This is a genomic window from Pseudarthrobacter sp. 05T312, assembly GCF_056396685.1.
On the sequence record NZ_JBFTLY010000024.1, the window covers coordinates 44,800 to 63,633 of the forward strand.

Here is an 18,834-nt window from a genome sequence, read left to right on the forward strand (position 1 = left end):
CACGCGGGAACCGGCTGTGGGGGCCAGCAACAGCGGCCCCCACAGCCTTTTCTTCGCTTGGCAGCAGCCCAGGACCGAACTACGTCAATAGACACAAGTCCCACGGCCGGGCCCACAAGGCCGCGTGCAACTGGATCAGGATGTTCCCATGCTTCCCACTCTCGTCCCACTGCTCCCGACGGAAAACGACTGGATCACCTTCGACATACCGTCCCTGGCCCAGAACTTCTGGAGCGCCACCTTTGACGGCCTCACTTTTGGGGCCATCTACGCACTCGTAGCACTCGGCTATACCCTGGTTTACGGCGTTCTGAACCTGATCAACTTCGCCCACTCCGAAGTGTTCATCGTTGGCTGCTACGCCGTCTTCTTTACCCTCAGCACCCTTGGCTTCGGCCCCTCGGCTCCCCGGCTCGATATCTGGGCAATCATCTTGAACCTGCTGCTGGCGCTGGTCCTGGCCATGGTGGCATCAGCCGTGACAGCGTTCCTGCTGGAGCGGATCGCCTACAAACCCCTGCGGCAACGGAACGCACCCCGCCTGGTCTTCCTGATCACGGCCATTGGTGCTTCCTTCACCATCCAGTACCTCATCTACCTGTGGCGCGGTCCCAGCCCCGAACTGGCCCTGACCATGTTCCGGCCCACCCCCATCTTCGACGTCTTCGGTACCATCGTTGATTCGCAGCAGCTGGTGATCATCATCGCCGCCGTCATCATGATGGTGGGCATCGACAGGTTCATCAGCAAGTCGCGCACTGGCCGCGGCATCCGGGCAGTGGCCCAGGACCCTGATACCGCCACATTGATGGGCGTCAACAAAGAGCGCATCATTATTACCACCTTCGTCATCGGAGGCCTGCTCGCAGGAGCCGCCGCCTTGTTTTATGTCATGAAGATCCCGTCCGGCGTCCAGTACAGCGGTGGCTTCGTTCTGGGCATCAAGGCCTTCGCTGCCGCGGTGCTTGGCGGCATCGGCAACGTGCGCGGGGCACTGCTGGGCGGATTGCTCCTTGGCCTGATCGGCAACTACGGCCAGATCCTGCTGGGCAACTCGCAGTGGACCGACGTCGTGGCGTTCGTGGTCCTGGTGCTCGTGCTGCTGCTGCGGCCCGAAGGCATCCTGGGAACCTCCCTCGGAAGGAGCAAGGCATGAGTATGACGGACGGCCCCACGCCGCTGCAGACAGCGGCCGCCCAACAGGCAGCAGAGGACCGCGAAGCATCATCGAAGGCCGCCGGCAAGAGCGACCACCGCCCGAGCGGAAAACGCAGGTCCGGGTACTTTTCGGACCGGTGGCACGCCTTGTCCCGCCAGCAGCAGTGGGCCTTCCTGGTGGTCGTCGTGGTTCTGGCCTACCTGCTTCCACTGCTCAACCCGCCCATCATCACCACAGAGCCCGGCAACAACTTCGCGCTTGCCTGCTTCGACATGGCCCGGTTCGCGCTGATCGCCGTCGGCCTCAACGTGGTGGTCGGGTACGCCGGCCTGCTGGACCTCGGATACGTCGCCTTTTTTGCGGTGGGTTCGTACGTTGCCGCCATGCTGACCAGCCCGGATTCGCCCTACCTGCACATCCCTTACCTCTGGACGCTTCCGGTGGCCATGGCAGTCACCATGTTCTTCGGCGTCATGCTGGGCGTGCCCACACTCCGGCTGAGGGGCGATTATCTGGCCATTGTGACGCTCGGCTTCGGGGAGATCATCCGCATCCTGGCCACCATCATTCCTGCAATGAAGGGCCAGGTGGGTTTCCAGAACGTCGGCCACCCGCCGGGTGATGGGGCTGACGGTACGCCCATCTTCTCCAACTCAAACGGTGTGCCCTGGTACTGGCTGACCTTGACCATCATCATCATCGTCACCCTCCTGGTGGGCAACCTGGAACGCAGCCGGGTGGGCCGCGCCTGGATTGCCATCCGCGAAGACGAGGACGCCGCCGAAATCATGGGTGTCCCCACCTTCAAGTACAAGGTGTGGGCCTTCGCCATCGGTGCTGCCGTCGGCGGGCTTTCCGGAGCACTCTTCGCCGGGCAGGTGGGGTTCGTCAACAACCAGAAGTTCGACGTCACCACCTCCATCCTGTTCCTCGCCGCCGTCGTGCTGGGCGGTGCCGGCAATAAGGTGGGCGCCATCCTGGGTGGAGCCCTGGTCAGCTACATCCCGCTTAGGTTCACGGCCATTGCGGAATACAAATACCTGATCTTCGGGATCGCCCTGGTGCTGATCATGATCTTCCGCTCCCAGGGGCTGTTGCCCGCGCGGCAGCGGCTGCTTGCCTACGGCAGGACGGCCCTGAACAAGGTCACCAGCCGTGAAGGTTCCGAGCCCAAAGACAAAGACCAACCACCGGCCGGCCCCGAAACACCGTTGGCCGGACAGAGAGGAGCGGAGGCATGAGCTCCGAGGAAAGGCATGCGGGCTCCGGCAGCGTCGGGGAGCAGCCGGCCCAGCAAAGCCCGGGACGCCACAGCGCGGACCAGAACAGCCAGGTTCAGGAGGATTCGGCGGCCCCGATTGCGCCGGAGCTGGACATGGAGGCCCTCGCCGAGGCCGGGGTGGACCAGGAACTGGCCGAGAAGGTGGCCCCGGACCGCGATATCGCGGTCAAGGTGGGCGACAACATCGTGGAGGTGCAGAACCTGACCATCAAGTTCGGCGGCCTGGTGGCGCTGGACAACATCAGCTTCAACATCAGGCGCGGTGAGATCCTGGGACTGATTGGGCCCAACGGCGCCGGCAAGACCACCTGCTTCAATGCGATGACCGGCGTGTACAAGCCCACCAGCGGAAAAGTGGTGCTGGAGGGACAGGTCCTGAACGGCATCAAGCAGCACAAGATCACCCGGCTGGGCCTGTCCCGCACGTTCCAGAACATCAGGTTGTTCGGTGAGATGACCGCCCTCGAGAACGTGGTGGTGGGCCTGGACGCGCGGCACCGGACCAGCGTGGGCGGCGCGCTGCTGCGCCTTCCCACCCACATCCGGGAGGAGAAATCCGCAATCGAGCGCGGCATGGCCCTGTTGGACTTCGTGGGTATCGGCAGCCATGCGCATGTCCTGTCCCGGCAACTGCCCTACGGCTACCAGCGCAGGCTTGAGATTGCACGGGCCCTGGCCACTGACCCGAAGGTGCTCTGCCTGGACGAGCCCGCGGCCGGCTTCAACCCGGCCGAAAAGGAGGAACTGATGGCCCTCATCCGCACCATCAGGGACGAGGGCTACACCGTGCTGCTGATCGAGCACGACATGAAACTCGTCATGGGCGTGACCGACCGGATCGTCGTGCTGGAATTCGGGAAAAAGATCGCGGACGGGCTGCCGCGCGAAATCCGCGAAGACCCGCGTGTTATTGCTGCTTACCTAGGGGAGCCTGAAGATGACGTTGCTTGAACTTGAGGGAGTTTCCGTCCACTACGGCCGCATCCAGGCCCTGCGGGACATCTCCTTCACCGTCAACGAAGGCGAAGTGGTGGCACTCATCGGTGCCAACGGCGCCGGCAAGACCACCACCATGCGGACCATCTCCGGCCTGCTGAACTGCACTGAAGGCAAGATCACCTTCGAGGGCCAGGACATCACCAAAATGAAGGCCCACATCCGGGTGGTCCACGGCATCTCGCAGGCCCCGGAAGGACGCGGCATTTTCCCTGGCATGACCGTCATGGAAAACCTCGACATGGGAACGTTCGGCCGCAAGGACAGAAGCGGAGTGTCCAAGGACCTGGACCGGGTCTTCGACCTGTTTCCGCGGTTGAAGGAGCGGGAAAAGCAGTACGGGGGGACCATGTCCGGTGGTGAGCAGCAGATGCTGGCCATCGGCAGGGCCCTGATGTCCAACCCGAAACTGCTGCTGCTCGATGAGCCGTCCATGGGCCTGGCGCCGCAGTTCATCCGCCAGATCTTCAAGATCATCAAGGAGATCAACAACCAGGGAACCACGGTCCTGATGGTGGAGCAGAACGCCAACCAGGCCCTTGCCGGAGCCCACCGGGCTTTCGTGCTCGAGACGGGGGAGATCACCCACAGCGGCACCGGCAAGCAGTTGTTGGAGGACCCCTCCATCAAGGAGGCGTACCTGGGCGTAGGCTAGCCTGCCCGATGGGGCCCGGTACCCACCGTGGCAACGGTCACGGTTCGGTTGCAACCGGGCCCCATGGGAACTTTCGCGGCGGCCCCCACGTGGGAATTGGTAGCGTAACAAAAAGCTCATCACCCACACCCACATGGAGGAATCCCGCAATGGCACTTGGCGGCAACCCGATCTTCAACGGAAAGAGTTTCCGTGGAGCCACCCAGGCACCGCCTGTCCCGCAGGCTCCCTATGGCGCTCCCTACGGCCAGCAGCCGTACGGCCAGGCCTCCTACGGCCAGCAGCCTTATGGCCAACAGGGTTGGGGCACCCAGCCGCAGAGCATGACCGACGAGCAGCTGCGGCAGATGTACAGCCAGCCCTCGGCAGGCCCCGCGGACACCGGCCGGATGACGTTCGACGACGTCATCATGAAGACCGCCGCATGCCTGGCCGCGGTGATTGCCGGCGCAGCAGTCACCCTGGTGGTGGCGCAGGGCCTGGCTTCCCTGCTGATGGTGGTCGGTGCGCTGGGCGGATTCGTCCTGGCGCTGGTCAACACCTTCAAGAAGCAGCCCTCGCCGGCGCTGATCCTGGCCTACGCCGCCCTGGAGGGCCTGTTCCTTGGCGGCCTGACCCGCATCCTGGACGGGATGTTCCCCGGCGTCGGGCTGCAGGCCGTCATCGGCACGCTCTCGGTGTTCGCCGTGACGCTGCTCCTGTTCAAGAGCGGCAAGGTCCGGGCCACCCCGAAGGCCATGCGGTTCTTCATGATCGCTCTTATCGGCTACGCCGTCTTTGCGCTGATCAACATGGTCATGATGTGGACTGGCGCCGTGCAGAGCCCGTTTGGCCTGCGCACCTCCTTCGAGATCTTCGGCATCCCGCTGGGCGTCTTCATCGGCCTGCTGGCCATCGGCCTCGCCGCCTTCTCGCTGATCATGGACTTCACCAGCATCGAGGCGGGCGTCCGCAGCGGCGCCCCGCAGCGGTTCTCCTGGACGGCGGCGTTCGGCCTCACGGTCACGCTGGTCTGGCTGTACGTGGAGATCATCCGCCTGCTGGCCATCCTGCGCGGCGACGACTAGGCACTACGGCAACTTCCGCCGTCGTACTTTAATTGACCGTGGGCCCCACCGAACCGGTGGGGCCCACGGTCATTTAGTGCGAGGCCTGCCTAGGCGACCCGCATGGCTCCGGCTGCAGGGGAGACCGTGAAGATGTCCGGGGCCGCAAAGCCGGCGTCCGCGAAAGCCTTCACGACGGCGTCGCGCACCTTTTGTTCGGCGTCCACCGGGGTCAGGGCAATGGCTGCCCCGCCGAAGCCTCCGCCGGTCATGCGGGCACCGATGGCGCCGTTGGCCCGGGAGGTGTCCACGGCCAGGTCCAGCTCAGGGCATGAAATTTCGAAATCGTCCCGCATGGACGCGTGGCTGGCGTCCAGCAGGGGGCCGATGGCGCTTGGGCCGGGCCCGCCCAGCAACTCCACGGTCTGGAGCACCCTGTCATTCTCGGTGACCACGTGCCGCACCCGACGGAACGTGACCTCGTCCAGCAGCCCGCTGGCCTCCTCAAGGTCCGCAACCTCCAGGTCCCGCAGGGCCTTCACCCCCATTACCTCGGCGCCGAGCTCGCACGATGCCCGCCGTGAGGCGTAACCGCCGTCGGCGTGGGAGTGCGACACCTTGGTATCGATCACCAGGAGCACCAGGCCTGCGGGTTCGGTTTGAAACGGGACCAGGCGCGCCGCCTGGTCCCGGCAGTCCAGGAACACTGCATGGCCCTTGGAGCCGCGCAGGGACGCGGACTGGTCCATGATTCCGGTGGGCGCACCCACAAAGTCGTTCTCCGCCCGCTGGGTTGCCAGCACCATGTCCTCGGCCGCAAGCCCGGCGCCGGTGAGGTCGTTGAGTGCGGTGATGACAGCGCATTCGATGGCGTGCGACGACGACAGGCCCGCACCCAGCGGGACGTTTGAGTCGAGGAGCAGGTCCAGGCCCGGGACGCCGGTGCCCCGTTCCTGGAGGGCCCACATGACGCCCAGGGGGTATTTGGTCCACCCCTTGGCGGTTCCGGGCTGCAGTGACTCCAGCGAGGTGGTGACCAGGCCCTGGTCACCGTAGGTCGACAACAGGCGGACGGTGGAGTCCGGCCGGACAGCCACGGCCACCCGGGCGGTGCGGTCGATGGCGAAGGGCAGCACGAAGCCTTCGTTGTAGTCCGTGTGTTCGCCGATGAGGTTCACCCGTCCCGGCGCCTGCCACACACCGTCGGGAGCGCCGCCGAACTCATGTTCGAAACGTGCCGCCAGCCCCTTCGCCGCGGCTCCGGCATCGTTGCCGTGGTACTGGGTGCTCACGCGTGTGCTCCTTCCGTCGTGGCCGCGGGGGCGGCAGCAGGGGTGGACGACGGCGGCACGGCAACACTGCGCAGCCGTTCCGCCACGACTTCGGGGGTGGTGTCGTTGATGAAGGCGCCCATCGCCGCTTCCGACCCGGCCAAGTACTTCAGCTTATCGGCTGCCCTGCGCGGGGATGTCAGCTGGAGGTGGAGGTAGCCCGCCGGCCGCAGGACCGCGTCCAGCGGCGCCTGGTGCCAGGCCGAGATGTACGGGGTGGGCGTGGGATACAGGGCGTCCACCCGCTTGAGCAGGTCCAGGTAGACATGGGCCAGTTCATCCTTCTCCTCCCCGCCCAGTGCGGCGAGGTCGGGGACCTGGCGGTGCGGAACCAAGTGGATCTCCAGCGGCCACCGGGCAGCGAAGGGTACATAGGCGCTGAAGTGCTTTCCTTCCACCACCATCCTGCTGCCGTCCTCCCGCTCAGCGCGGAGCAGGGAACCGGTGAGGGTATCCCGGCCATCCCTGGCGTCGTAGTACCTCCGGGCCGCCGCACCCAGGACACCGGCGCGCGGCGTCACGTAGGGGTAGGCGTAGATCTGTCCGTGTGGATGGTGCAGGGTCACGCCGATGTCCGCGCCGCGGTTCTCGAACGGAAACACCTGCCTGATGCCCGTCATCGCACTAAGGGCAGCGGTGCGCTGCGCCCACGCCTCGACCACGGTCCGGGACCGCTCCTGGCTCAGCCCGCTGAAGGACCCGGTGTGGTCCGGAGTGAAAGACACCACCTCGCAGCGGCCGTAGGCAGGGCCTTTGGTGCCCCACGCGGCATCCTCCGGAACCGGCCCCAGCGCCGGTCCCAGGGAGGGAAACCGGTTTTCGAAAACCACCACGTCATAGTCGGCGGCAGGAATTTCGGAAGCATTCCCGGGGGTGGTGGGGCAGATGGGGCACTGGTCCGCCGGCGGCAGGTGGGTGCGGGCCTGGCGGTGCGCTGCGATGGCCACCCACTCGTCGGTCAGTGCGTCGAAACGGACCTCTCCGGGTTCCGCCCGTGGCGGGAGGCCGCGGTGGTCGGTCGTGAAGTGCGCCGAACGCGGGACGCTGGTGCCGGCGTCGTCGAAGTAGAACAGCTCCCGGCCGTCGGAGAGATTGGTGCTGGTGATCCCTGTCATGGAAAAAGTTTGGCACAAACGATCAAAAATGAATAGTTAAGAACAAAAAGTAACAGAGGGTGGGATGGAGGAGCTCGTCCGCCCGATGTACGGTAATCCCCATGACTGCCTTTTCCGAACCGGAAACCACTTCCCCCGCCCCCGCCCGGCCCTGCGCCACAGGCCGGCAATACGAGCTCCGCCGCGGTGACGCCGTGGCCGTGGTGACCGAACTCGCCGCCGGCCTCCGATCGTTCAGCCGGGGCGGGGTCCTCCTGACAGAGACCTATGGCGATGACGAGATTGCACCGGGCGGGGCCGGCATCACGCTGGCTCCCTGGGCCAACAGGGTGGAGGACGGAGAATGGTTCCTCGACGGCAGGAAGCAACAACTGGACATCACCGAAGTGTCCCGCAACAACGCCAGCCATGGCCTGCTTCGAAATGCCGGCTACGTTCAAGCAGCTGAATCCCCGCACGCTGTGGCGCTGGAGGCTACCGTCTTTCCGCAGCACGGCTACCCGTTCCTGGTGCGTCACCGGGTGGAGTACCAGCTTTCGGAAGACCTGGGGCTGCAGGTCCGGCAGACCCTCACCAATGACGGTGCGGCAGCCGCCCCCTTCGTCCTCGGCGCGCATCCCTACCTGCGGGTCGGTGACACTCCGCCCGGGGACCTGCAGCTGACAGTGTCCGCCGGCACGCGCCTGGTAACCGATGAGCGCCTCATCCCGCGCAGCATGGCCCCGGTTGACGGGGAAGTTGATTTCCGGGCCGGCCGCCGCATCGCGGACCTTGCGGTGGACGTTGCCCTGACGGACCTCCGCTTTGAGGGCGGAGTGGCCAGGCATACCCTGGCCGCGGGTGACGGCAGCAGCGTGTCGCTCTGGCAGGACGAATCCTGCCAGTACGTCCACGTCTTCGTGAGCACGGTCTATCCGGGCCGGACGCGGGCGGTGGCCGTGGAGCCGATGACGGGACCGGCCAATGCCTTCAACTCCGGCGACGGCCTTCGATGGGTCGCGCCGGGGGAGTCCTTCAGTATGGAATGGGGAATCGACTACGCCCCCGGCACGGCAGGGCACTAGTTTCCCATTGGGGCGGTTGCTGGGGAAGTATTGGTACATGACGCCAAAAGAGGACGACGTTACCCTTGCCACTCCAGCACCGGTACCCCCCGCGCCGGCACCTGCCACCGCCGCGGCGCCCCTGCGGGTCCTCACCGACCGTGAGCTGGACAAGGACATCCCGTACGGCATCCGCATCGCCGCCTCCTGGTCGTGGCGGCTGGGCCTGATCCTCCTGATGGCCGGGACGCTGGTGTGGCTGCTCAGCCACATCACCCTCCTGATCATTCCCATCATGGTGGCCGCACTCCTTGCCGGACTGCTCAGCCCGGTCACGTCATGGCTGAAGCGCCGCGGGCTGCCCGCAGGGCTGGCCGTCGCAGTGACCGTGATCGGGTTCATTGGCGTGATTGCCGGTGCGCTGGCACTGGTGGGCAGGCAGCTGGTGGTCGGTTTCGGCGAACTCTACTCCCAGGCCCTCGAAGGCGTGCGGCAGGTCCAGGACTGGCTGTCGGCCGGCCCGCTGCACCTGACCGCCACCCAGATCGACCAGTACGTCAAGGACGCCACCGACGCACTGCAGAACAACAGCAGCAGCATCGTCAGCGGGGCCCTGTCCTTTGGCAGCACTGCCGGACACTTCGCCGCCGGCATGCTGCTCTCGCTGTTCATCCTTATCTTCTTCCTCCTGGAAGGGGACCGGATCTGGGCCTTCCTGGTCAGGATGCTTCCCCGCAAAGCCCGGGCAGCAACCTTCGGTGCCGGTCACAAGGGCTGGGCATCCATGGTCAGCTACGCGCGCATCCAGATGTTCGTGGCCGCCGTCGACGCGCTGGGCATCGGCGTGGGCGCTGCCATCATTGGTGTCCCGCTCGCGCTTCCCCTGGGCGTGCTGGTGTTCCTCGGCTCCTTCATTCCCGTCGTGGGCGCCCTGGTGACCGGCGTCGTGGCCGTCCTCCTGGCCCTGGTCGCCAACGGCCCCGTGAACGCCCTGATCATGCTGGGCATCGTCCTGCTGGTCCAGCAGCTCGAGGGCCACATCCTCCAGCCCCTGGTCATGGGCAAGGCAGTGTCACTCCATCCGGTCGCCGTGATCCTCAGCGTTGCGGCAGGCTCGTACCTCGCCGGCATTCCCGGCGCGCTGTTCTCCGTGCCGATCCTCGCCGTAGCAAACTCGGCCGTTCGCTACATTGCCGCCAGAACGTGGGAACATGAACAAGTGCCGGTAATTGCCGGGAGGCCCATCACTGCCGGAGCGGGCGGGGACAACACCATCGAGGACGTTGAACCGCCAACTGCATCCGGTTCCGGGAACGGCCCGGAAGCCGGCACGTCATCCGAGCACCGTGATGCCCGCGCCGCCTCTCCGGAGGGCAGCGGGGCAAAACCCAGAGGAGAGTAGTCCGTGAAGATCCTTGAAACCCTTCCCGTCACACTGGACGATGTCCTTGAGGCGCAGAAGCTGCTTGACGGGATCATTGCGCGCACCCCCGTTGAATCTTCCCGGGCACTGGGCGGAATGGTGGGCGGCGACGTCCATTTCAAATGCGAAAACCTGCAGCGTGCCGGGTCCTTCAAGGTGCGTGGGGCCTACGTCCGCATGGCCCGGCTCTCCCCGGAAGAGAAGAAACGGGGCGTCGTGGCAGCCTCTGCCGGCAACCACGCCCAGGGCGTTGCCGTTGCCGCCAAGAGCCTCGGCATCAAAGCCCGTATCTACATGCCGCTGGGCGTAGCGCTGCCCAAACTCGCCGCCACCCGGAGCCACGGCGCCGAAGTGATCCTGCACGGGCACAACGTGGACGAGGCGCTCGCCGAAGCCCAGCGCTACAGCGATGAAACCGGCATGGTCTTTGTCCACCCGTTCGACAACGTGGACGTAGTGGCAGGCCAGGGGACCGTAGGCCTGGAAATCCTTGAGCAGGTCCCGGACGTCGACACGGTCCTCATGGGCGTGGGCGGCGGCGGGCTCCTGGCGGGAGTTGCGGTCGCCATCAAGGCCCGCGCCAGGGAACTCGGCCGGGAGATCCGCATCATCGGCGTCCAGGCGGAGAACGCCGCCGCCTACCCGCCCTCACTCGCCGCCGACGCACTGGTGCCCCTGAAGAAGGTCTCCACCATGGCGGACGGCATCGCCGTGGGACGACCGGGGCAGCTGCCCTTCAGCATCATCCGCGAACTGGTTGACGATGTGGTCACCGTCAGTGAAGACTCCCTGGCCCGCGCCCTGATCTTCCTGCTCGAGCGGGCCAAGATGGTGGTGGAACCCGCCGGGGCAGTGGGTGTCGCCGCACTCATGGACGGCAAGATTGAAAACCCGGGATCCACCGTGGTGGTCCTCTCCGGGGGAAACATCGACCCGATGCTGATGCTCAAAGTCATCCAGCGCGGCCTCTCCGCGGCCGGACGCTACATGACGGTGCGGATGATGCTCGATGACCGCCCGGGTTCGCTGGCCACCATTGCCCGCATCATCGCCGAAAACGACGCCAACGTCACCGGCCTGGACCATACCAGGGTGGGCGGCTCCATCAGCATGGGTGATGTCTCCATCACCGTGAACCTTGAAACCAAGGGCCACCAGCACGGCGAACAGGTCCTCAGTGCACTTCGCGCCGAGGGCTTCCAGCCGATTGTCGTCCACTAGGAACGGCCGTGGCCGGGCTGGGTAGCGGACTGGGGAGCAGCGGGCGCGGCCCGGACCGGCAGACCATCGCGTCGCGCGCCAAGGGCGCCCTGTTGGTGCTTGGCGGATTCGTGGCACTGCTGTTTGCCATCGAAGTGGTGGACACGCTGATGATGGGTGCCCTTACGCGCACCTTCGGGCTGCGGCCCAGGAGCGTGGACGGGCTGCTGGATATCTTCACCTTCCCGCTCCTGCATGCCAACCTGAACCACCTGCTGTCCAACAGCCTGCCCTTGGTCATCTTCGGGTTCCTGGTCTTCCTTTCCGGGCTGCGGGTCTTCCTCACGGCGCTGGCCTTCAGCTGGCTCGGCAGCGGAGTGGCTGTCTGGCTTATCGGCGACGGTGTCACGGTGGGCGCATCCGGGCTTGTCTTCGGGCTCTTTGCCTTCCTCCTGGTCCGTGGGTTCTTCAACCGCAGCTGGCGGCAGATCCTGCTCGCAGTTGTCCTCTTCATGGGTTATGGAAGCATCCTGCTGGGTGCCCTTCCCTTTGTGGCGGGCTACGTGAGCTGGCAGGCGCACCTGGGTGGCGCTGCCGGCGGTGTAGTGGCGGCGCTGCTGCTGCGTCCACGCGTCCCCGCTCTCCCGCGGGAGGCCTGACTCCGGTCCTGCGTCCCCGCGGCACATTGTGCGCACACAAAAGCGGCGGCCGTCCCCTGGTGGGGACGTCTCGCCCTCCTTGTGCCCCAGGATGGCCGCACCAAGGGGAGACTTCTCGCTGAAGACATCCAGGTCCGAGTCGCCGGCGATCTCGCGGGACCCCAGCAGGAAGGTCTCCTCATCCCCGGCGATCCTTGCAACCACGAGCATGCCGGGCTCAACGATGCCGTCATCGGCAGGCGCTTCACCCACATGGGCGTCCCGGAGCAGGACCGTCAGCTGGCGGATGCGGGCTTCAATCTTGCCCTGCTCCTCCTTGGCCGCGTGGTAGCCCCCGTTTTCCTTGAGGTCCCCCTCTTGCCGCGCTGCTTCAATCTTCTGGACGATCTCCGCCCGGCCTGCGCCGGAAAGGTGGTCCAGCTCTGCCTTCAGGCGGTCAAAAGCTTCCTGGGTAAGCCAGGCTGCAGATGCGCTGTTGGTGGTAGACACGGACTTCTCCTCTAGTGGTCTTACATGCAAAAGACCCCGCCACGGTGGCCACTTGTGGAACAGTAACCAGCTCAGCGGGGTAAAGGTATCTCTCCATTGTAGTCAATCCTCTAGAGATAACCCAACAAGCAAGCGTCGCGCATCACATCCTTTACGACGCTCCGGCGGGAATCCAGCAGCTGTCCACCACGCCTGACACGGACGCCGACTCCGTACGCAACGTGACGCGCTGGGCGACTGTCCTGCCGCCGTCGGCCGTCCCGTCCGCTGCCGACGGCGGAATGTCCACCACCTTCCAGCCCACCACCGCGAACTTGGAGTCCAGCGCCTTCACGGCACACTTGACGGGGTTGGCCGGTTCCCTGGTGACCTGGAAGTCCACTTCCGCCAGCGTGGCATCGGTGGTGCTGTATCCCACGTCCTTGTACGTCACCCCTGCCAGTGAGTTGGAGGTGGTCACCCACGCCAGGAAGCCGATTCCGACAACGAGCGCGGCGCCGATGGCCACCCGGGCAGCTTTGGGGGAGAGCCGGCGCTTTTTAGCACCATACCGATTGGCTAGGCTAGTGTCTGCGGGCGCGGATTGGGCCGGCTGGTCCGGGGAAGTCACCAGACCAGTTTAGTGCCCTTTCCGCCGGACTCTTCGCGGTGGCTGCGGCTGCCGCCCGGGCCAATGCGCCGCGACCAACAACCGTAAGCTGCCACAAGCCGCGCACAATGAATAAGGAGCCGTCCCCTCCATGACAGCGTCCAGCAACTCCCAGGTTCCGCTCCGGCTGCTCGCGGTCCACGCCCACCCGGACGACGAATCCAGCAAGGGCGCTGCAACCATGGCGATGTACGCATCAGCCGGTGTCGACGTCCTGGTGGCAACCTGCACGGACGGCTCCCGCGGCGACATCCAGAACCCTGCCATGGAAGGCGTGCCGCATCCGAAAAGGGACATGGCCGGTGCCCGGAGGCTGGAGATGCAGCAGGCCGCCGCCATCCTGGGCATCAAGCAGCGGTGGCTTGGCTTCGTTGATTCCGGCCTCCCCGAAGGGGACCCGCTTCCGCCGCTTCCGGCCGGATCCTTTGCCACCCTCCCGCTCCAGCAGGCAGCGGCGCCCCTGGTTCGGCTGGTGCGGTCCTTCAAGCCGCACGTGATCCTGAGCTATGACGAGAACGGCGGCTACCCCCACCCGGACCACATCATGGCCCACCGGGTAGCCGTGGAAGCCTTCCATGCTGCAGGCGATCCCGAACGCTACCCCGAGGCGGGGGAGGCCTGGGAGCCAAGCAAGCTCTACTACGACCGTGCTTTCAGCCCGGAACGGTTCCGGGCCCTGCACTTTGCCCTCGAAGAGGCGGGACTGCAGTCTCCGTACGCCGAGCGCCTGGCGGCCTGGCTGGAGTCAGATGCGGAAGGCCACACGCCACCCCCTGCCGCGCACCCCACCACCACCCAGGTGGACTGCGGCGACTTCTTTGAAATGCGCGACGACGCACTGCGCGCCCACCGCACCCAGGTTGACCCGCTGGGGTTCTTTTTCGCGGTGTCGCCGGACATGCAGCGCCGGGTCTGGCCCTGGGAGGACTATTCCCTGATCCACTCGCGGGTGCCGTCCGAACTCCCCGAGAAGGACCTGTTCGCCGGGCTAAGATAGATACGCAGGCTATTTCTATCTTGTGTAGAAGACAGACGCGGCGACGGGCCGTTTCCTCCGCGTCCTGCTGCATCCGTTCCACCAGAAGGTATTTACCGTGCATTCTCTGCTCTTGAGCCTCGCCACCACGCCGAGCCCGCTGCCCACTCCGACACTCCGGGACGGGATTTCCGAGGACCAGGTAACGCCGGGCCTGCTGGGCTTCATCATGACGGCGTTCTTCGTTGTGGCCACTGCCCTGCTCATCGTGGACATGGTGCGCCGCATCCGCCGGGTCCGCTACCGCGCCCAAGTCGAGGAAGAACGCCTGGCGGCCGCTGCCGAGGCAGACATTGACGCGGCGGACGCGCAGGACGGGCTCGACGCCGGCACGCACCAGGCAGTGCCGAAGGCTAACGGAAACGGCCCCGCCGACGGGCTTTCACGGCCCGGCGAGTAGGGAATGCCAGGCGGCGGCTCCGGTGAATCTAGGCAAGGACCGCCAAGGCAATCGCCACGAAGTGGGCCGTGAAGGCCAGCACCGTGAGCGCGTGGAACAGTTCGTGGAACCCGAAGTGGTGGTAACTGAAATTGGGCTTCTTCAGTGCGTAGAACACGGCGCCCGTGATGTACAGGACGCCGCCCACGCAGACCAGGACGGCTGCCGGAATGCTGGCCTGGAAGAACTGCGGCAGGTAGAAGAGCGCGCCGCAGCCCAGTGCGATGTAGATGGGAACGTAGAGCCAGCGCGGCGCATCCGTCCACAGCAGCCGGAACAGGACGCCCAGGATGGCTCCGGCCCAGATGACCCAGAGGAGCACCACCGCCTGCTGCCGCTCCAGCAGGGTCCAGGCCAGCGGGGTGTAGGTGCCGGCGATCACCAGCATGATGTTGGTGTGGTCCAGCCGCTTCAGGACGAGCTTGACCCGCGGTGACCAATTGCCGCGGTGGTAGACGGCGCTGACTCCGAAGAGCAGGACGCCCGTGGCGGCGTAGATGGCAGAGGTAATCCGCCGGTCCGGGGTGGGGGCCAGGGCAACCAGGATGATCCCGGCCACGAGTGCCAGCGGGGCCGTGACCGTGTGGATCCAGCCGCGCCATTTCGGTTTGATCATCAACAGTTCCGCCAGGCGGACCGCCGCCTCATCCACTGCACTGGGCTCCGGATCCGCACCGGCGTTCCTGTCCTCCGGGCGGGGCGCCGGGGAGGCCTGCGGAGAGTCGCTGTTCATGGCACCAGAATAACTTACGGACCGGTAAGTTACCGCCGGGTAACTTCCTGTGAAGGCCTGTCCTGCCGTGCTGCCTGTCCCGGGGGACGGCTGGCGGTAGCCTAGGATGTGGATGTACGTACGGCAGGAAAGTCAGGTGAGTGGACGCGTGGAGTTGCCCGGGTTCCTCTATGGCTATTACGAGCGCCGGCTGCTCAAGGATCTACCCCGTGACCGCATTCCCCGGCACATTGGTGTCATGGTGGACGGCAACCGGCGCTGGGCCAAGCAGTTCAACGCCCCCACCGCCCAAGGGCACCAGGCCGGTGCGGACAAGATCCACGAGTTCCTGGGCTGGTGCCAGGAGCTGGGCGTCAAAGTGGTGACGCTGTACATGCTCTCCACGGACAACATGAACCGCTCCAGCGAGGAACTGGACCTCCTCATGGGGATCATCGCTAACACCCTCGACCGGCTGGACGAAGATGCCAACATCTCCGTCCACGCCATGGGCGCCCCGGAACTGCTGCCGGACTACCTGGCCGAGAGGCTGAACAAGCTCACCGCCAGGACCCCTGTCCGGGAAAAAATCCACGTGAACGTTGCGGTGGGGTACGGCGGGCGCCGGGAGATCGTCGACGCCGTCCGGGAACTCCTCCATGATGCCGTGGCCAAGGGCATGGACATCTCCAAGCTCGCCGACGACCTGTGCGTCGATGACATCTCACGCTTCCTCTACACGCGCGGCCAGCCGGACCCCGACCTGGTCATCAGGACATCGGGGGAACAGCGGCTCTCCGGGTTCCTGATGTGGCAGAGCGCCTACAGCGAGTTCTATTTCTGCGAGGCCCTCTGGCCTGCCTTCCGCAAGGTCGATTTCCTCCGCGCGCTGCGGGACTATGCCGGCCGGCAGCGGCGCTTCGGCGCCTGAAACCCCCGGTTCATCACGAGTTCATACATCCGCCGGAGAAATCGCCGCCAAATAGTTGCGGAAATGACCCGGAGTGGATTTACGTTATATCCATCAGCAGGCAAAACCGCCGGCTGATCGGGGAGGCCAGTACATGGAGCGGAACATCGCACCGGGTGTATGGGAGGCCGGATCCGGCCTCGTGGCCGAGCCGCCTCACCAATAACAATTCCGGGCTGGCGCCCGGGGCTGGAGTCGATGTGGCTACTTCTGAACAACTGCCCGAGGTCCTTGTTGGACAGGGCGGAAAAGCTACCTCTCGCGCCGAGCGAGCCACCTCTGAGGCCGGCGCAGCAACTGATGCTGCGGCCGGTTTTGCTGTCTCCGGAAGGGAAGCCGACATCCACACCTTCGTCATCGACACCTCCGTCCTGCTCTCCGACCCGCGGGCACTCCTGCGCTTCGCCGAACATGAGGTGGTGGTGCCCGTCGTGGTCATCACCGAACTCGAAGCCAAACGCCACGATCCGGAACTGGGCTATTTCGCCCGGAATGCCCTGCGGCTCCTGGACGACCTCCGGGTCAAGCACGGCGGCCTGAACCAGCCCCTGCCCATCGGGGACGACGGCGGCACCCTCATGGTGGAGCTGAACCACATCTCCGCTGAGGTGCTGCCATTGGGGTTCCGCAGCGGGGACAATGACAGCCGCATCCTCGCCGTGGCCAAGAACCTGGCCAACGAGGGGCGCAACGTCACGGTGGTCTCCAAGGACCTGCCCATGCGCGTCAAAGCCTCCGCCATGGGCCTCACGGCCGATGAGTACCGCAATGAGCTGGTCAAGGACTCCGGCTGGACGGGCGTCGCGGAAATCGACGCCGACGAACAGGAGATCGCCACCCTTTACGGCCACGAGCCAGTCTTCATCCCCGCCGCCGCCGAACTGCCCGTCAACACGGGGCTGGTGCTGCTCTCCAACCGCGGCTCCGCACTGGGCCGGGTGGGCGCGGACAAGCAGGTCCGCCTGGTCAAGGGCGATCGTGACGTCTTCGGCCTCCACGGCCGGTCCGCCGAGCAGCGCCTGGCCATCGACATGCTGATGGACCCAGGCGTCGGCATTGTTTCCATCGGAGGCCGGGCCGGCACCGGCAAGTCCGCGCTGGCCCTCTGCGCGGGCCTTGAGGCCGTGCTGGAACGTCGCGAACACCGCAAGGTGATCGTCTTCCGGCCGCTCTATGCAGTGGGCGGCCAGGAGTTGGGCTACCTGCCCGGCTCGGAATCCGAGAAGATGAACCCGTGGGCGCAGGCAGTCTTCGACACCCTCGGCGCCCTGGTCAGCCAGGAAGTGGTGGAGGAGGTCATGGACCGCGGCATGCTCGAGGTCATGCCCCTCACCCACATCCGCGGACGCTCCCTCCACGACGCCTTCGTGATCGTGGACGAGGCCCAGTCCCTCGAAAAGAACGTCCTCCTCACGGTCATGAGCCGCATGGGCCAGAACTCCAAGATCGTCCTCACCCACGATGTCGCCCAGCGTGACAACCTCCGCGTGGGACGCCACGACGGAATCGCCGCCGTCGTCGAAACCCTGAAAGGACACCCGCTCTTCGGCCACGTCACCCTGACCCGCTCGGAAAGGTCCCCAATCGCCGCCCTGGTGACGGAGCTCCTGGAGGGCTGACCTTACCTACGCAAGGGGCCGTGGCCCGGTTCGCCGGGCCACGGCCCTTCGTGCGTTTCGGTGGCTGGGTACGTCCGCCCCAAGCCCTTCGCCGTCGCTTAGACACCTCCCGGCGCGCTGCTTCGGTCGCTGGGCGACCTGCGCAACGCTCTGGTCGGCGATGCGCTCCTACGCGAAGGACTTGGGCCGGCCTTGTGCAGTCAAGCGACCTTAAGTAACTTTGCCACCGCCTCGTGGCCCTCGACATGCAGCTCCCAGTCCGGGCGGTTGAAGGTTTCGGGGGTGAGGCGGACGTGCTGGAGTGTTTCGACTTTGGTGCCCCAGGCTTTGCGGGTGGTGCCGTTCAGTTCGTAGCCGAGGGAACGGGAGACGCCCAGGGAAGCGCTGTTCCAGGCCGCGGCTTCGGATTCGGCCACTTCGGCGCCCAGCCAGTCGAAGGCCCAGAGCACGACGGCGGCACGCATCTCCCTGCCCAGCCCGCGGCCCTGGACGGATTGCTTGAGCCACGAGCCGGTGGTGACGGTCTTCCGGACCGCGAACTCCCTGGCGCCTACATCCTGGCACCCGATGAACTGCCCGTCGTGCCAGATGCCCAGGAGCAGCGTCCAGTCTTCCGGGGTGAACCCGCCGCGGCAACGCCAGTACCAGCGGGCCATGTTGGGGCCAAGCTCGTCGTCGGGCAGTTCTGTCCACGGCGTGCTGAAAGGGTTCCTGGCGGCATCGTGGATGCCGTTGCGGGCGGCGACGACAGCTGCCGGGATGTCCTGGTCGGTGATGGGACGGAGCTCCAGCCGGGGCGTGGCCAGCCGGAGGTCGAACAGGGGCCAGAGTGTGCTCAGCGTGGTCATCCGCGAAGCCTAGCTGTATTGACCTGAGAGGTTGGTGACGCGGCTGGCCGGTGGCTGACCTTTGAGTGAGGTGTGACCTCGATGATGATTGTAGTGATGGAGCCAGCCAGCGAAAGCGGCAACACGCTCGGCCTCTGATCTGTAAGGACGGGCGTAGGCCCAT

General features: G+C 65.7%; 18 protein-coding genes and 2 pseudogenes. 13 read left to right on the forward strand and 7 right to left on the reverse strand.

Annotated elements, in window-relative coordinates; genetic code table 11:
• Positions 1-148 precede the first annotated feature (148 nt).
• From AC1DIP_RS21180 to AC1DIP_RS21200, 5 genes are all read left to right on the forward strand, one after another.
• Positions 149-1,156 carry an ABC transporter permease subunit gene (locus AC1DIP_RS21180; protein ID WP_476209976.1) on the forward strand — a complete coding sequence of 336 codons (1,008 nt, stop codon included), beginning with the start codon at positions 149-151 and terminating at the stop codon, positions 1,154-1,156.
• Positions 1,153-2,400, forward strand: coding sequence for a branched-chain amino acid ABC transporter permease (locus AC1DIP_RS21185; RefSeq protein WP_477734991.1), 1,248 nt, complete (start codon positions 1,153-1,155; stop codon positions 2,398-2,400). Before AC1DIP_RS21180 ends, AC1DIP_RS21185 begins: the two co-directional genes overlap by 4 nt.
• Complete coding sequence (locus AC1DIP_RS21190; RefSeq protein ID WP_476209979.1) at positions 2,397-3,392, forward strand: ATP-binding cassette domain-containing protein; 996 nt, start codon at positions 2,397-2,399, stop codon at positions 3,390-3,392. The genes AC1DIP_RS21185 and AC1DIP_RS21190 overlap by 4 nt, the downstream gene beginning before the upstream one ends.
• Positions 3,379-4,092 carry an ATP-binding cassette domain-containing protein gene (locus AC1DIP_RS21195; RefSeq protein ID WP_476209981.1) on the forward strand — a complete coding sequence of 238 codons (714 nt, stop codon included), beginning with the start codon at positions 3,379-3,381 and terminating at the stop codon, positions 4,090-4,092. The genes AC1DIP_RS21190 and AC1DIP_RS21195 overlap by 14 nt, the downstream gene beginning before the upstream one ends.
• A 149-nt stretch (positions 4,093-4,241) precedes the next feature.
• Positions 4,242-5,159 carry a Bax inhibitor-1/YccA family membrane protein gene (locus tag AC1DIP_RS21200; RefSeq protein ID WP_476209983.1) on the forward strand — a complete coding sequence of 306 codons (918 nt, stop codon included), beginning with the start codon at positions 4,242-4,244 and terminating at the stop codon, positions 5,157-5,159.
• An 89-nt stretch (positions 5,160-5,248) separates the two neighbouring features.
• Here the strand turns inward: AC1DIP_RS21200 and galK are convergent, their stop codons facing one another.
• Both galK and galT read right to left on the reverse strand, forming a co-directional pair.
• Positions 5,249-6,430, reverse strand: coding sequence for a galactokinase (gene galK, locus AC1DIP_RS21205; RefSeq protein ID WP_477734992.1), 1,182 nt, complete (start codon positions 6,428-6,430; stop codon positions 5,249-5,251).
• The gene (gene galT / locus AC1DIP_RS21210) at positions 6,427-7,584 is read right to left on the reverse strand and encodes a galactose-1-phosphate uridylyltransferase (RefSeq protein ID WP_476209987.1); all 1,158 of its coding nucleotides are present in this window, start codon (positions 7,582-7,584) and stop codon (positions 6,427-6,429) included. The genes galK and galT overlap by 4 nt, the downstream gene beginning before the upstream one ends.
• A 101-nt stretch (positions 7,585-7,685) precedes the next feature.
• Between galT and AC1DIP_RS21215 the strand changes: the two genes are divergently transcribed.
• From AC1DIP_RS21215 to AC1DIP_RS21230, 4 genes are read left to right on the forward strand one after another with little or no spacing between them, the layout of a single operon-like run.
• Positions 7,686-8,648, forward strand: coding sequence for an aldose epimerase family protein (locus AC1DIP_RS21215; protein ID WP_476209989.1), 963 nt, complete (start codon positions 7,686-7,688; stop codon positions 8,646-8,648).
• 37 nt (positions 8,649-8,685) lie between these two features.
• Complete coding sequence (locus AC1DIP_RS21220; protein WP_476209991.1) at positions 8,686-10,029, forward strand: AI-2E family transporter; 1,344 nt, start codon at positions 8,686-8,688, stop codon at positions 10,027-10,029.
• 3 nt (positions 10,030-10,032) lie between these two features.
• Positions 10,033-11,271 (forward strand): threonine ammonia-lyase, encoded by a 1,239-nt coding sequence (gene ilvA / locus AC1DIP_RS21225; protein ID WP_141161183.1) that lies wholly within the window; start codon positions 10,033-10,035, stop codon positions 11,269-11,271.
• 17 nt (positions 11,272-11,288) lie between these two features.
• On the forward strand, positions 11,289-11,909 hold the full coding sequence (locus tag AC1DIP_RS21230; RefSeq protein WP_476211855.1) for a rhomboid family intramembrane serine protease: 621 nt from the start codon (positions 11,289-11,291) through the stop codon (positions 11,907-11,909).
• A gap of 66 nt (positions 11,910-11,975) precedes the next feature.
• Here the strand turns inward: AC1DIP_RS21230 and greA are convergent.
• Both greA and AC1DIP_RS21240 read right to left on the reverse strand, forming a co-directional pair.
• Positions 11,976-12,398, reverse strand: a pseudogene (gene greA, locus AC1DIP_RS21235) (transcription elongation factor GreA); the annotation flags it as partial.
• A 151-nt stretch (positions 12,399-12,549) separates the two neighbouring features.
• Positions 12,550-13,008 carry a DUF4307 domain-containing protein gene (locus tag AC1DIP_RS21240; protein WP_476209994.1) on the reverse strand — a complete coding sequence of 153 codons (459 nt, stop codon included), beginning with the start codon at positions 13,006-13,008 and terminating at the stop codon, positions 12,550-12,552.
• A gap of 130 nt (positions 13,009-13,138) precedes the next feature.
• Between AC1DIP_RS21240 and mca the strand changes: the two genes are divergently transcribed.
• Positions 13,139-14,044 carry a mycothiol conjugate amidase Mca gene (gene mca, locus AC1DIP_RS21245; protein ID WP_476209996.1) on the forward strand — a complete coding sequence of 302 codons (906 nt, stop codon included), beginning with the start codon at positions 13,139-13,141 and terminating at the stop codon, positions 14,042-14,044.
• A gap of 97 nt (positions 14,045-14,141) precedes the next feature.
• Positions 14,142-14,483, forward strand: a complete 342-nt coding sequence (locus tag AC1DIP_RS21250) for a hypothetical protein (protein WP_476209998.1) — start codon at positions 14,142-14,144, stop codon at positions 14,481-14,483.
• Positions 14,484-14,511: 28 nt separating this feature from the next.
• On the opposite strand, the gene trhA is transcribed toward AC1DIP_RS21250, so the two are convergent.
• On the reverse strand, positions 14,512-15,255 hold the full coding sequence (gene trhA, locus AC1DIP_RS21255; protein WP_476210000.1) for a PAQR family membrane homeostasis protein TrhA: 744 nt from the start codon (positions 15,253-15,255) through the stop codon (positions 14,512-14,514).
• 148 nt (positions 15,256-15,403) lie between these two features.
• Here trhA and AC1DIP_RS21260 point away from each other — a divergent pair, with 148 nt between their 5' ends.
• Both AC1DIP_RS21260 and AC1DIP_RS21265 read left to right on the forward strand, forming a co-directional pair.
• On the forward strand, positions 15,404-16,165 hold the full coding sequence (locus tag AC1DIP_RS21260; protein ID WP_141161648.1) for an isoprenyl transferase: 762 nt from the start codon (positions 15,404-15,406) through the stop codon (positions 16,163-16,165).
• 239 nt (positions 16,166-16,404) lie between these two features.
• Positions 16,405-17,823 carry a PhoH family protein gene (locus AC1DIP_RS21265; protein ID WP_476210001.1) on the forward strand — a complete coding sequence of 473 codons (1,419 nt, stop codon included), beginning with the start codon at positions 16,405-16,407 and terminating at the stop codon, positions 17,821-17,823.
• Between the two features lie 200 nt (positions 17,824-18,023).
• On the opposite strand, the gene AC1DIP_RS21270 is transcribed toward AC1DIP_RS21265, so the two are convergent.
• Positions 18,024-18,671, reverse strand: a complete 648-nt coding sequence (locus tag AC1DIP_RS21270; protein WP_477734993.1) for a GNAT family N-acetyltransferase — start codon at positions 18,669-18,671, stop codon at positions 18,024-18,026.
• A 9-nt stretch (positions 18,672-18,680) separates the two neighbouring features.
• Positions 18,681-18,834: pseudogene (locus AC1DIP_RS21275) on the reverse strand (IS481 family transposase); the annotation flags it as partial.

Coding starts and splice junctions, on each gene's coding strand:
- AC1DIP_RS21180 (WP_476209976.1), top strand. CDS start 149: ATGCTTCCCACTCTCGTCCCACTGCTCCCGACGGAAAACGACTGGATC.
- AC1DIP_RS21185 (WP_477734991.1), top strand. CDS start 1,153: ATGAGTATGACGGACGGCCCCACGCCGCTGCAGACAGCGGCCGCCCAA.
- AC1DIP_RS21190 (WP_476209979.1), top strand. CDS start 2,397: ATGAGCTCCGAGGAAAGGCATGCGGGCTCCGGCAGCGTCGGGGAGCAG.
- AC1DIP_RS21195 (WP_476209981.1), top strand. CDS start 3,379: ATGACGTTGCTTGAACTTGAGGGAGTTTCCGTCCACTACGGCCGCATC.
- AC1DIP_RS21200 (WP_476209983.1), top strand. CDS start 4,242: ATGGCACTTGGCGGCAACCCGATCTTCAACGGAAAGAGTTTCCGTGGA.
- galT (WP_476209987.1), bottom strand. CDS start 7,584: ATGACAGGGATCACCAGCACCAATCTCTCCGACGGCCGGGAGCTGTTC.
- AC1DIP_RS21215 (WP_476209989.1), top strand. CDS start 7,686: ATGACTGCCTTTTCCGAACCGGAAACCACTTCCCCCGCCCCCGCCCGG.
- AC1DIP_RS21220 (WP_476209991.1), top strand. CDS start 8,686: ATGACGCCAAAAGAGGACGACGTTACCCTTGCCACTCCAGCACCGGTA.
- mca (WP_476209996.1), top strand. CDS start 13,139: ATGACAGCGTCCAGCAACTCCCAGGTTCCGCTCCGGCTGCTCGCGGTC.
- trhA (WP_476210000.1), bottom strand. CDS start 15,255: ATGAACAGCGACTCTCCGCAGGCCTCCCCGGCGCCCCGCCCGGAGGAC.
- AC1DIP_RS21270 (WP_477734993.1), bottom strand. CDS start 18,671: ATGACCACGCTGAGCACACTCTGGCCCCTGTTCGACCTCCGGCTGGCC.